This window comes from Saccharopolyspora sp. 6M, assembly GCF_020176775.1.
GTDB classification, from domain to species: domain Bacteria; phylum Actinomycetota; class Actinomycetes; order Mycobacteriales; family Pseudonocardiaceae; genus Saccharopolyspora_C; species Saccharopolyspora_C gregorii.
Genome location: NZ_JAIUJZ010000149.1, coordinates 1 through 11,898, shown reverse-complemented (window position 1 = coordinate 11,898; position 11,898 = coordinate 1). Strand labels below are relative to the sequence as shown.

Below are 11,898 nucleotides of genomic sequence, written 5' to 3'. Positions count from 1 at the left end.
GGCCGCGCTCGCGCCGGCCGCGTAACCGGACGGGGGGGGGGGGGGGGCCCGGGGGCGCGCGCCCCCCCGCGCCCCCCCCCACCCCCCCCCCCACCCCCCCCCGCCCCGCGCGGGGGGCGGGCGGCCCCCCCGCTTCCCGTGCTAGCTCACAGGTACTGGCCGGTGTTGGTGGCCGTGTCGATCGCCCGGCCGGATTCCTGGTTCTTGCCGCTGACCAGGGTCCGGATGTAGACGATCCGCTCGCCCTTCTTGCCCGAGATCCGCGCCCAGTCGTCCGGGTTGGTCGTGTTGGGCAGGTCCTCGTTCTCGGCGAACTCGTCGATGATCGCGTCCTGCAGGTGCTGCACCCGCAGGCCCGGTTGCCCGGTGTCGAGCACCGACTTGATCGCGGCCTTCTTGGACCGGTCCACGATGTTCTGGATCATCGCGCCGGAGTTGAAGTCCTTGAAGTACAGGACTTCCTTGTCCCCGTTGGCGTAGGTGACCTCCAGGAACCGGTTCTCGTCGGTCTCGGCGTACATCCGCTCGACGGTCGTCTGGATCATCGCGTCGATGCAGGCGGCCTTGTCCCCGCCGAACTCGCGCAGGTCCTCCTCGTGGACCGGCAGCGCGTCGGTGAGGTACTTGGAGAAGATGTCCTTGGCCGACTCGGCGTCCGGCCGCTCGATCTTGATCTTCACGTCGAGCCTGCCGGGTCGCAGGATCGCCGGGTCGATCATGTCCTCGCGGTTGGAGGCGCCGATGACGATGACGTTCTCCAGGCCCTCGACGCCGTCGATCTCCGAGAGCAGCTGCGGCACGATCGTGGTCTCCACGTCGGAGGACACGCCGCTGCCGCGGGTGCGGAAGATCGAATCCATCTCGTCGAAGAACACGATGACCGGAGTGCCTTCGGAGGCCTTCTCCCTGGCGCGCTGGAAGATGAGCCGGATGTGCCGCTCGGTCTCGCCCACGAACTTGTTCAGCAGCTCGGGACCCTTGATGTTCAGGAAGTAGGACTTCGCCTGCCCGTCGTCGTCCCCGCGCGCCGCGGCGACCTTCTTGGCCAGCGAGTTCGCCACCGCCTTCGCGATGAGCGTCTTCCCGCAGCCGGGCGGGCCGTAGAGCAGCACGCCCTTCGGCGGTTGCAGCTGGTACTGCACGTAGAGGTCGGAGTGCAGGAACGGCAGCTCCACGGCGTCCCGGATCTGCTCGATCTGGCTGCCCAGACCGCCGATGTCCAGGTACCCCACGTCCGGGACCTCTTCGAGCACGAGGTCCTCGACCTCGGCCTTCGGCACCGTGTCGTAGGCGTAGCCCGCCTTGCTGTCGACGAGCACGGAGTCACCGGACTTGAGCCCGGCCTCCACCAGCGGATCGGTCAACCACACGACGCGCTCCTCGTCGGTGTGGCCGAGCACCAGCGCGCGGTGGGTGCCCGCGGTGTCGGTGAGGCTCGGGGGCAGGATCTCCCGGAAGGTGCACACCTCGCCGATCTGCTCGAAGGCGCCCGCTTCCACGACGGTCAGCGCCTCGTTGAGCCGGACGGACTGCCCGAGCCCGAGCTCGTCGAGCTCGACGTTGGGCGAGACGGCGACCCGCATCTTGCGGCCGGAGGTGAACACGTCGACCGTGCCGTCCTCGTAGCGGCACAGGAACGTCCCGTATCCGCTGGGGGGCTGGGCGAGGCGGTCGACCTCCTCGCGCAGGGCCGTGAGCTGGCCGCGCGCTTCCTTCAGGGTCTCGGTGAGTTTGGCGTTCCGTTCGGTGAGCTGGCTCACCCGCTCGGATGCCTCGGCCAGCCGCTTCTCCAGCAACCGGGCCTGTTGGGGGGACTCGTTGAGCTTTCGGCGCAGCAACGCCACTTCGTCTTGGAGCAGACGAATCTGGCTGTTGAGCTCGGCTTGCCCGCCGGGCTGCTGCTCGCCGCCCTCCTCAGGCCGGCTGCCGGGACGGTCGTGCTGCATATCGGCACCCTCCTCCCGTGCTCGTACCACCACGGTACCGGCGATCACCGACGACGGCGGCGTCGTGATTGCCCGCCGGATCCGCCAGCGTGCCACAAAAATCGGCGAATACCCATGATTCGAACGCCCCCGGCGGCCCCGCCCGGGCGTGGTGGGAGTGGACGGTGAACACGGTGCGTTCACGATCATGGTCCATTCGGTGGCACCGGCCGGTTTCGGTCGTGGCCGTGACCGGCGGCACGACCACGGGTTTTCCGTTCCGCCACCGCGTTCGGTGCCGAACGTCGGCATCCGGGTGTCGGTGAGCTGACAACCGGGTGTCGTTGCGGACGGGCGTGTCCGACTTCTCCCATCATTTGGAACAACCCGGGGTTCCCGCGGTCGAAACGTGCTCCGGCCAGATCCTCATGTCGGGCATCTCACCCGGTGAGGGACACCCCGGACCGCAACACGGGAAAGGTCTACTCCTGACATGCGCCGGATAACGCTCTGGTCTACTTACGCGCGCCGAGAAGACGGCGACCGCACTTCCGTGCGGCCTGGCACAGACCTTGGGGGAGGAACATCCCATGACCTATCCGCCGCAACAGCCCGGACCGGGCGGGAACCAGGCGGACGGCGCGGCGACCCAGGGCACGCAACCTCCGCAGCAGCAGCCCGCGTTCTACGCGAACCAGCACGCGGGCTGGCCGCAGGGCCCCATCACCGGAGTCCCCGCGCAACCGGGCCAGCAGCCCTTCCCCGCCGCTCCCGGGCCGGACCCGTTCGGCCAGCCGCAGCCGCAGTTCGGCCAAGCCCGGCTCGACCCGCAGTTCGGGCAGTTCCAGGACCAGTTCGGCTCGATCCCGCCCGCCCCGAACTGGGGCGGCGAGTTCGGCGCGGGCTCCTGGACCCAGCAGCCCGCCGAGCCCGAGGACGAGGGGCCCGAGCGGGGCCGGTCCCCGCTGGTGTGGATCCTCGGCGGGGTCGGCGTGCTCGTCGTCGCCGGGGCCGCCGTCGGCGCGTTCTTCCTGTTCGGCGGCAGCGGTGGCCCCGGTGAGCCGCGGCCGGCCGCGCAGGAGCTCGTCGACAAGGTCAACGCGGGCGACTTCGCGTCGCTGGGACCGCAGCTGTGCGAGGCCAACCGCGCCGAGCTCGACCAGCAGTTCCAGCAGCTCTCCAGCGGGCGGTTCCAGGTGGAGCTGGGGCAGGTGACCGCGCAGGGCGACCGGGCGCGGGCGGAGCTCAGCGGCGACTACACGCTCGGCGGCGCCACGATGCCGGTCGACCAGACCATCGTGCTCACCGTCGAGGGCGACGCCTGGAAGATCTGCAAGCTCGGGCAGTGAGGCGGCCCGGGGGGCCCCCGGGGGGGGGGGGGGCCCCCCCCCCGGGCCCCCGGGGGGGGGGGCCCCCGGGGGGGCGGGGGGCGGGCCCCCCCCCCCGGGCGGGGGGGGGGGGGGCGGGGGGGGGGGGGCGGGGGGCCCCCCCCCCCCCCCCCGCCCCGGTCAGCCCTTGCTGGGACGCCGCTGCGGGCGCGGCGGCGTCACGCCGTCCGCGAGCCGCCGCGTGACCAGCAGGAACGCGGTGTGCGCGACCATCCGGTGCTCCGGCCGCACCGCCAGACCCACCACGTGCCACGGCCGGATCAACGTCTCCCACGCCTGCGGCTCGGTCCAGCACTGCTGCTCGCGGATGGCCTCGGTGACCTTGGACAGCTGCGTCGTGGTCGCCACGTAGACCACCAGCACGCCGCCCGGAACCAGGTTCTGGAACACGGTGTCCAGCACGTCCCACGGCGAGAGCATGTCCAGCACGACCCGGTCGACCTGGCCCTCGTCGTAGTCGGCGAGGTCGGCGACGCGCAGGGTCCAGTTCTCCGGGACCTCGCCGAAGAACTTCCGCACGTTGCGCTCGGCGTGCTCGGCGTGGTCCTCCCGCACCTCGTAGGACACGACGCTGCCCTGCTCGCCGACCGCGCGCAGCAGCGAGCAGCTCAGCGCGCCGGAACCGGCCCCCGCCTCCAGGACCCGCGCGCCGGGGCGGATGTCACCCCACATCAGGATCTGCGCGGCGTCCTTCGGGTAGATGACCTGCGCACCGCGCGGCATCGACAGCACGTAGTCGGCCAGCAGCGGCCGCACCGCCAGGAACGACGTGCCGCCCGCCGAGGTGACCACCGAGCCCTCGGGGCTGCCGATGAGGTCGTCGTGCGCCAGCGCGCCCCGGTGGGTGTGGTACTCGCCGCCGGTCTCCAGGACGACGGTGTAGTGCCTGCCCTTCGGATCGGTCAGCTGGACCCGGTCGCCGGGCTGGAACTCACCGCTGACGGTGCTCACGTGCTTCGTGCCTCCATGTGCGCGTTCGGCAAGGGGCCGCCGGGCGCGGGACGTCACGGGAGTGAGCGGTGGGGCCGCGGCCGGCGGGTACGGCGGACCATCGTCGCAGAGGGCCCGGGCGGTTCCCGCCGGTGCTCACCGTTCGCGGGCGCGGGAGCGGAGCGCGCTGCGCAGGTCCTCCCGGCGCAGCACCCCGCAGGGCCTGCCTTCGGTGTCGATGACGAGGAACTGCCAGGCCAGTACGGTACGCACCCGTTCGAGCACGGCCTCGCCCGGCTCTCCCTCCAGCAGGATGGTGTCCGGGCCGACGGGTTCGGCGGCGTGCTCGGCGGGGTCGCGGGGCGCGCGGGTCGCGAGCCGTTCGGCGGCGGACTGGTCGAGCAGCCCGACCGCGACGCCGTCGGCCCGCACCAGCACCACGCCGCGCCCGGCGGCGGCGACCAGCGCGTCGCCGACGGGGCTCTCGGCGGGCAGTTGCAGCACCGGGCGCATCAGCTCGGCCAGCGAGAACCGCACCGGGCGGCTCCTGCGCTGCTCGGCGGCGTGCTCGGCGGTGGCGCCCGCGATGACGAACCACACCATGAACACGCAGGCCAGCAGCCGCAGCCACTGGTCGTCCACGTCCTGCAGCAACCCGAGCAGCGCCCACACCAGCAGTCCGGCAGCGACGAACCCCGCGCCGACGACGCCCGCGGTGGTGCCCGGCTGCCTGCGCCCGGTGACCGCCCACAGCGCGGAGCGCAGCATCCGCCCGCCGTCCAGCGGCAGCCCGGGCAGCAGGTTGAACGCGGCCACCGCGAGGTTGGCCACGCAGGTCTGCGCGATGAGCAGCCAGACCGCGCCGCCGGGCTCCACCGCGTACCAGCCGAGTCCCGTGACGGCCGCGAGCACCACCGACACGGCCGGCCCGGCGGCGGCCACCAGGCCTTCCTGCGCGGGGGTCGCGGGCGCGCGGCTGATCTCGGAGATGCCGCCGAGCAGGAACAGCCGCACCCGGCGCACCGGCAGACCCAGCCGCATCGCCGCCACGCAGTGCCCGAGCTCGTGCAGCAGCACCGAGGCCGCCAGCAGCACGGTGAACCCGGCGGCGAGGAACGCGCTGGTCCACACGCTCGCGGCGGGCAGGATGCGGCCGACCAGCGGGGTGTAGAGCAGCACGATGAACGCGGCCCCCACCCACCAGGACGGCGACAGCAGCACCGGCACCCCGACCACCCGGCACAGCAGCAGGCCGTTGTCCGGTGGAGCGGCTCGGCCGCGGGCCGTGTTGGCGGGCATGGTCCACAGGGTAGAGCGGGCGGCGTGAGGAGCAGGTGATCCGCCACGGGTGCGCGATCCCGTCGGACCCCTGTTCTAGGGTGCGGGCATGGTGGAACCGGCCCGGACCAGCGACAGCACGCGATCGGAGCTCGCCGGGGCGGGCGGGTCGGACGGGGCGAGCCTGCCCTCCGGCCGGCGCAGGCCCGCGCTGTCGCCGTCCCGCGCGGGTGACTTCAAGCAGTGCCCGCTGCTGTACCGCTTCCGCGCGGTGGACCGGCTGCCGGAGACGCCGACGCGGGCGCAGGTGCGCGGCACGGTGGTGCATTCGGTGCTGGAGCGGATGTTCGCGCTGCCCGCCGAGCAGCGCGACGCCGAGCACGCCCGCGACCTGCTGGAACCGGCCTGGCAGGACCTGCTGGCGGGGCAGCCGGAGCTGGCGGAGCTGTTCGACGGGCCGGAGGATCCGCAGCTGCGCACCTGGCTGGGTTCGGCGACGCGCCTGCTGGACTCGTACTTCGAGCTGGAGGACCCGCGCCGCCTGGAACCGGAGGCCTGCGAGCTGCGGGTGGAGACCGAGCTGGATTCGGGGCTGCTGCTGCGCGGGTTCATCGACCGGGTGGACGTGGCCCCGACCGGGGAGATCCGGCTGGTCGACTACAAGACCGGCGCGGCACCTCGCCAGATCGGCGAGGCGAAGGCCATGTTCCAGATGAAGTTCTACGCGCTGGTGCTGTGGCGCACCCGCGGCGAGGTGCCGAAGCAGCTGCTGCTGATGTACCTGTCGGACGGGCAGTCGCTGGCCTACGCGCCGGACGAGGCGGAGCTGCGCCGCTTCGAGCGGACGCTGGAGGCGATCTGGCAAGCCATCCTGCGCGCCGGGAAGACCGGCGACTTCCGCCCGAACCCGAGCAAGCTGTGCGATTACTGCGACCACAAGTCCCGCTGCCCGGAGTTCGGCGGCACTCCCCCGCCCTACCCGGGTTGGCCGGAACCGGATCCGGGGCAGGAATCCGTGCTGGACCGCACGGACTGATCGTTTTCCGCCGCGGGCGGACGGCTGCCGAGGAGGACGCAGTGGACGAGCGGGCCGTGTTCTACGAGCGGCTGGGCGGAGGAGGTTTCCGCGCCACCGGGCACACCGCGGGCCCGTGGTCGGACGCGGCCCAGCACTTCGGGCCGGTGTCGGCGCTGCTGGTGCGCGAGCTGGAGCGCTGCGAGCCCGCGCCGGGCACGGCGATCCGCCGGGTGACCGTGGACGTGCTGGGCCCGGTGCCGGTGGCCGAGCTGGCGGTGCGCGCCGAGGTGCTGCGCCCGGGCCGGTCGGTGCAGCTGCTGTCGGCGGAGCTGTCCGCGGGCGGGCGGGTGTGCGCGACGGCCCGCGCGTGGCGGATGGTCCGCGGCGACAGCACGCCGGTCGCGGGCGGGCCCCGCGAGGCGCTGGACGATCCGCTGTCCTGGCCGGAGGCGTCGGACATCGACGGCTGGGACCGCGGTTACGCGGCGGCGATGGAGTGGCGCGTCGGCCCCGGCGCGGAGCTCGGCCGCGCCCGGGTGTGGGCGCGGCAGCGGATCCCGCTGCTGGCCGACGAGGAGCCGAGCCCGTTGCAGCGGTTGTTCGCGGTGGTGGACTCGTCCAGCGGCGTGTCCCGCCGGGCGCGGATGTCGGAGTGGTCGTTCGCGAACACCGACCTGACGGTGCACCTGCACCGGGAGCCCTCCGGCGAGTGGGTCGGCCTGGACGCGGAGACGACCCTCGGCCCGGACGGCGGCGGCCTCGCCACCAGCACCGTCCACGACCGCACCGGCCCGATCGGCCGCTCCGCCCAAACCCTCCTGGTCACCCCCCGCTGACCAGAAGAGTCCCCGTGTCCTGTCAGCGGCGAACCCGCTGAGCGGCGACCACCAGAGCAACGGAACCACCCGCGGGTTCTCACCGCCCTCCTCGCGAGGACAGCTTTTTCGCCTGTGGCGGAGCCACCTGTGAAAAAGATCCCGCAGCGAGGAAGCGGCTGAGGTTCCGCCACCCGACCCCGACGCAGGCCGATGACCCGTCAATCATCGTAAGGATCGAAGTTGGCCGCGCTGTCGAACCAGTCGGTGGCCTGGGTGTCGTCCACGACCGCGAACCGGGCCCCGGTGGGGTCCCGCAGCACGGCGACGCGGCCGATGCTGGAGCCGTAGGGGTCGACGCGGACCCGCCCGCCGAGCCCGATGGCCCGGTGCACGAGCCCGTCGATGCCTTCGTCGGCGTCGGCCCCGAGGTAGAGCAGCCAGTGCGGCCGGGTGTCGGGGGTGATGTAGTCGCGGATCATGCTGACCCGCGCGAGCACGGATTCCCCGGCGAGGTACCAGACGGCGTAGTTGGAGCGGTTCTCGGCGCCGAACTGCTCGGCTTCGTAGCCGAAGAGCCGCTGGAAGAAGCCGTCGGCGGCGGCGGCCTTGATGGTGACGAGCTCGGCCCACATGAGGGTGCCGGGCAGGCCGACGTCGAACTGCCAGGAGTCGTCGGGGGACAGCAGCCCGAACTCGGCGTCGGAGGGCCCCACGAGCACGGTCTTGCGGCCGATGCCGGGCACGTCGGCGGGTGGCACGACGATCCGGGCGCCTTCGCCGAGCGCTTGCTCGGCGGTGGTGTCGACGTCCTGCGCCGCGAGGAACAGCCGCCACTCGGAGTGTTCCCCGGCGGAGCGGCGGATGCTGGCGACGGGGAACCCGTCGCGGTAGGCGACGACGTGCTCCCCTGCCGCGTCGTCCTGGTGCGTCTCGTACCGCCAGCCGAACAGTTCGGCGTAGAACTCGCGGGCCTGCTCCACGTCGGTGGTGACCAGTTCGATCCAGCACGGCATCCCGGCCACGATCTCCCACTGGGGCGCCGCCTCCCCGGGCTGCACTACGGCCATGTTCCTCACCCCCACCTCATCGCTTCAAGATCACTACCCATTATGACCGAGTGATCGACGATCGAGGTCGCGCCGAGGCGGATTCCTCCATCGGAGCGGCGGCGCGGAACAGTGCAAAGAGGACGAACAGGACGATTCGCCCGGAGTGTTCCGCTGTCAGAGGTACCGGTAGACGTCCTCGGGCGACAGCCCGCGGGCGAGCATGATCACTTGGAGCCGGTAGAGCAGCTGCGAGATCTCCTCGGCCAGCGCCTCGTCGGACTCGTGCTCGGCGGCGAGCCACACCTCGCCCGCCTCCTCGATGACCTTCTTGCCCTGCGCGTGCACTCCGGCGTCGAGCGCGGCGACGGTCGCCGACCCCTCCGGCCGGGTGCGGGCGCGTTCCTGGAGCTCGTTGAACAGCTCGTCGAAGGTCTTCACGACGTTCGATCCTCGCATCCTGGGCGGCGGGCCCCGACAGCGGTCCCGCCGCCGCTCAGGCGACCGCGTCCGGCAGCAGCGCGCTCAGCGCGGGCACGTCGAAGGACTCCAGCGAACTCAGCAGCACCCGCCGCTCCCCCGGCTCCAGCGGCACCTCGCAGGGCACGGCGACCACGGTGCACCCGGCGGCCACGGCCGCCGACACCCCGGTCGGCGAGTCCTCCACCGCCACGCAGCGCCGCGGGTCCACGTCCAGCAGCCGGGCCGCCCGCAGGTACGGCTCCGGATCGGGCTTGTTGCGGCCGTCGACCTCGTCGCCGCAGACGGTGACGTCGAAGGAGTCCCGGCCCAGCGTGTCCAGCGCGATCTCCGCCAGCGAGCGGATCGTGGAGGTGACCAGCGCGCACGGGACGCCCAGCGCGCGCACCTGCGCCAAGGCCTCCCGGGCCCCGGGCCGCCACGGCAACCCCTGGCGGAACAGCTCCGCGCTGCGCCGCTCCACCCAGTCGGCGGCGTCCGCGACGTTCGCCGGATCGGCGGGCAGGCCCAGATCGGCCAGCAGCATCCGCATGCTGGTGGACATGTTCGAGCCCACCATCGCTTCGCGGGTGGCGACGCCGAGCTCGCCGCCGCGGTGCACGGCGTAATCGCTCAGCGAGATCGACCACAGCTTCTCGGAATCGACCAAGGTGCCGTCCATGTCGAACAGGACGGCGGCGGGGCGGGCGTCAGCCATCGCGCCCTGATCTCAACAAGCTCATCAGTGCCACGCCGCCAGTACAGCAGGGCGGCGGGGGCCGCTCCCAGCGAACGTGGCCGATCCCTCCCCGCCGGTTCGGATCGTCTCCGGGATGTCGGGCGCTCACGTCGGCGATAGGTCGTAGGCTGACGCGGTGAACGATCGCGAACCACGCTCCGCAGACCAGGTGGACCGGACCGAGGGGAATTCGACCGAAGGCACATCGACCGAAGGCAAACCCGCTGGGCCGACCGCCCCGATCGCCGTGATCGGGTTCGAGGGTTGGAACGATGCGGGCGATGCCGCAAGCTCCGCGATCGAGCACCTCGAACTCACCTGGGACGCCTCCCCGCTGGCCGAGATCGACCCGGATCCGTACTACGACTTCCAGGTCTCGCGCCCCACGGTGAAGCTGGTGGACGGCGTGACCCGGAAGGTGAGCTGGCCGACGACGCGGCTGTCGGTGTGCCGGCCGCCGGGCGCCGAGCACGACGTGGTGCTCGTGCACGGGATAGAGCCCAACATGCGCTGGAACGCGTTCTGCGCGGAACTGCTGGAGCACCTCGACAACGCGGGGGTGCGCACCGTGGTGTCGCTGGGCGCGCTGCTCGCCGACGCGCCGCACACCCGCCCGGTGCCGGTGACCGGCACGGCCTACGACGCGGATTCGGCGACCCGCTACGGGTTGGAGCGCTCCACCTACGAGGGCCCGACGGGCATCGTGGGGATCTTCCAGGACTCGTGCGTGCAGTCGGGCATCCCGGCGATCTCGTTCTGGGCGGCGGTCCCGCACTACGTGTCGCAACCGCCGTCGCCGAAGGCGACGCTGGCGCTGCTGCACCGGGTGGAGGACGCGCTGGACCTGGAGGTCCCGCTGGGGAACCTCCCGGACCAGGCCGAGGAGTGGGAGACCACGGTCAGCGAGATGGCCGAGGAGGACGAGGACGTCCGCAACTACGTGCGCGCCCTGGAGGAACGCGGCGACGCCGAGGTGAAGCTCACCGAGACCAGCGGCGACGCGATCGCCGCCGAGTTCGAGCGCTACCTGCGCAGGCGTGGGCCGGGCGGCAAGGGGCCGCTGGGCCCCGGTCCCGGCTGATGCCGCGCCCCGATCGCACGAGAACGCCCTCCGAGCCCGGCTCGGAGGGCGTTCCGCTGTTCGGATCAGCCGGTCAGAGCTGCACGCCGAGGAGCGCGTCGACCGCGGCGCGGACCTCACCGGGCGCGGCCGCGTCGGTGCCGCCGCCCGCGAGCGCTTCGTCGGCCCACGCGTCGACCGCGCGCAGCGCGCCCTCGGTGTCCAGGTCGTCGGCGAGCCGGTCCCGCAGCCCGGCGATCGCCGTGGCGGCGGCCGGTGCCGCGGCCAGCGCCGCCGCCTCCCGCCAGCGCGCCAGCCGGGCGGTGCCCGCGGTGAGCGCGTCCGCCGTCCAGGAGCGGTCCGTGCGGTAGTGCGCGTCCAGCAGCGCCAGCCGCACCGCCATCGGGTCCACCCGGTCGCCGCGCAGCCGGGAGACGAACACCAGGTTGCCCTTCGACTTGGACATCTTCTCGCCGTCGAGGCCGACCATGCCCGCGTGGCAGTAGTGCCGCGCGAACGGGGATTCGCCGGTCAGCGCCTCGGCGTGCGCGGCGCTGTACTCGTGGTGCGGGAACGCGAGGTCGGAGCCGCCGCCCTGCACGTCGAAGGTCATCCGCAGCCGGTTCAGCGCGATCACCGAGCACTCCAGGTGCCAGCCGGGCCTGCCGGGCCCGAGCTCGGACTCCCAGGACGGCTCGCCGGGCCGGGCGGCCCGCCACAGCAGCGCGTCCAGCGGGTGCTCCTTGCCGGCGCGGTCCGGGTCGCCGCCGCGCTCGGCGAAGAACTTGAGCATGTCCTCCGGGCCGTAGTTCGACTCGTAGCCGAACCGGCCGGTCGCGTCGTGCCGGTAGTAGACGTCCGGGTACTCGTCGTCGACCCGGTAGGCGGCGCCGGAGGACAGCAGCTTGCCGACCGCTTCCACGATCTCCGGCATGGCCTCGACCGCGCCGATGAAGTCCTGCGGCGGCAGCACCCGCAGCGCGGCCATGTCCTCCCGGAACAGCGCCGTTTCGCGCATGCCGAGCACGACCCAGTCCTCACCGTCGCGGTCGGCCCGCTCCAGCAGCGGATCGTCGATGTCGGTGACGTTCTGCACGTAGTGCACTTCGTGGCCGTTGTCGAGCCACACGCGGTGGACCAGGTCGAACGCCAGGTAGGTGGCGGCGTGACCGAGGTGGGTGGCGTCGTACGGGGTGATGCCGCAGACGTACATCCGCGCGACGGGGCCGGGCTGGGT

Annotated in this window: 11 protein-coding genes; 4 read left to right on the top strand and 7 right to left on the bottom strand. The window is 72.6% G+C overall.

Features of this window, described 5'->3' with window-relative positions:
• Positions 1-146: 146 nt before the first annotated feature.
• Entirely contained in the window at positions 147-1,946 is a 1,800-nt protein-coding gene (arc, locus tag LCD31_RS19700) for a proteasome ATPase (protein WP_224960102.1), read from the bottom strand.
• A gap of 569 nt (positions 1,947-2,515) precedes the next feature.
• Here arc and LCD31_RS19695 point away from each other — a divergent pair.
• Positions 2,516-3,274 (top strand): hypothetical protein, encoded by a 759-nt coding sequence (locus LCD31_RS19695; protein WP_224960101.1) that lies wholly within the window; start codon positions 2,516-2,518, stop codon positions 3,272-3,274.
• A gap of 159 nt (positions 3,275-3,433) precedes the next feature.
• Here LCD31_RS19695 and LCD31_RS19690 read toward each other — a convergent pair whose 3' ends face one another.
• Positions 3,434-4,264 (bottom strand): tRNA (adenine-N1)-methyltransferase, encoded by an 831-nt coding sequence (locus LCD31_RS19690; RefSeq protein ID WP_224960100.1) that lies wholly within the window; start codon positions 4,262-4,264, stop codon positions 3,434-3,436.
• A 135-nt stretch (positions 4,265-4,399) separates the two neighbouring features.
• The gene (locus LCD31_RS19685; protein ID WP_224960099.1) at positions 4,400-5,542 is read right to left on the bottom strand and encodes a site-2 protease family protein; all 1,143 of its coding nucleotides are present in this window, start codon (positions 5,540-5,542) and stop codon (positions 4,400-4,402) included.
• A gap of 88 nt (positions 5,543-5,630) precedes the next feature.
• Here LCD31_RS19685 and LCD31_RS19680 point away from each other — a divergent pair, with 88 nt between their 5' ends.
• Complete coding sequence (locus tag LCD31_RS19680; protein WP_224960098.1) at positions 5,631-6,557, top strand: RecB family exonuclease; 927 nt, start codon at positions 5,631-5,633, stop codon at positions 6,555-6,557.
• A 41-nt stretch (positions 6,558-6,598) separates the two neighbouring features.
• Positions 6,599-7,375 (top strand): thioesterase family protein, encoded by a 777-nt coding sequence (locus tag LCD31_RS19675; protein WP_224960097.1) that lies wholly within the window; start codon positions 6,599-6,601, stop codon positions 7,373-7,375.
• 200 nt (positions 7,376-7,575) lie between these two features.
• Here the strand turns inward: LCD31_RS19675 and LCD31_RS19670 are convergent, their stop codons facing one another.
• The 3 genes from LCD31_RS19670 to LCD31_RS19660 all read right to left on the bottom strand — a co-directional run bounded on the left by LCD31_RS19670 (position 7,576) and on the right by LCD31_RS19660 (position 9,580).
• A complete protein-coding gene (locus LCD31_RS19670; protein ID WP_224960095.1) occupies positions 7,576-8,424 on the bottom strand; it encodes a VOC family protein in 849 nt (282 codons plus the stop codon).
• A 156-nt stretch (positions 8,425-8,580) separates the two neighbouring features.
• Positions 8,581-8,844, bottom strand: a complete 264-nt coding sequence (locus tag LCD31_RS19665) for a phosphoribosyl-ATP diphosphatase (RefSeq protein WP_224960093.1) — start codon at positions 8,842-8,844, stop codon at positions 8,581-8,583.
• Between the two features lie 55 nt (positions 8,845-8,899).
• Positions 8,900-9,580 carry an HAD family phosphatase gene (locus tag LCD31_RS19660; RefSeq protein WP_224960091.1) on the bottom strand — a complete coding sequence of 227 codons (681 nt, stop codon included), beginning with the start codon at positions 9,578-9,580 and terminating at the stop codon, positions 8,900-8,902.
• Positions 9,581-9,842: 262 nt separating this feature from the next.
• Between LCD31_RS19660 and LCD31_RS19655 the strand changes: the two genes are divergently transcribed.
• A complete protein-coding gene (locus LCD31_RS19655) occupies positions 9,843-10,682 on the top strand; it encodes a PAC2 family protein (RefSeq protein ID WP_224960103.1) in 840 nt (279 codons plus the stop codon).
• A gap of 73 nt (positions 10,683-10,755) precedes the next feature.
• On the opposite strand, the gene mshC is transcribed toward LCD31_RS19655, so the two are convergent.
• On the bottom strand, positions 10,756-11,898 hold a 1,143-nt coding region (mshC, locus tag LCD31_RS19650), incomplete at its 5' end, for a cysteine--1-D-myo-inosityl 2-amino-2-deoxy-alpha-D-glucopyranoside ligase (protein WP_224960089.1).

Bases quoted from the DNA above. Each gene is read 5' to 3' on its own strand.
- LCD31_RS19685 (WP_224960099.1), bottom strand. From the start codon at position 5,542: ATGCCCGCCAACACGGCCCGCGGCCGAGCCGCTCCACCGGACAACGGC.
- LCD31_RS19660 (WP_224960091.1), bottom strand. From the start codon at position 9,580: ATGGCTGACGCCCGCCCCGCCGCCGTCCTGTTCGACATGGACGGCACC.
- LCD31_RS19695 (WP_224960101.1), top strand. From the start codon at position 2,516: ATGACCTATCCGCCGCAACAGCCCGGACCGGGCGGGAACCAGGCGGAC.
- arc (WP_224960102.1), bottom strand. From the start codon at position 1,946: ATGCAGCACGACCGTCCCGGCAGCCGGCCTGAGGAGGGCGGCGAGCAG.
- LCD31_RS19670 (WP_224960095.1), bottom strand. From the start codon at position 8,424: ATGGCCGTAGTGCAGCCCGGGGAGGCGGCGCCCCAGTGGGAGATCGTG.
- LCD31_RS19680 (WP_224960098.1), top strand. From the start codon at position 5,631: ATGGTGGAACCGGCCCGGACCAGCGACAGCACGCGATCGGAGCTCGCC.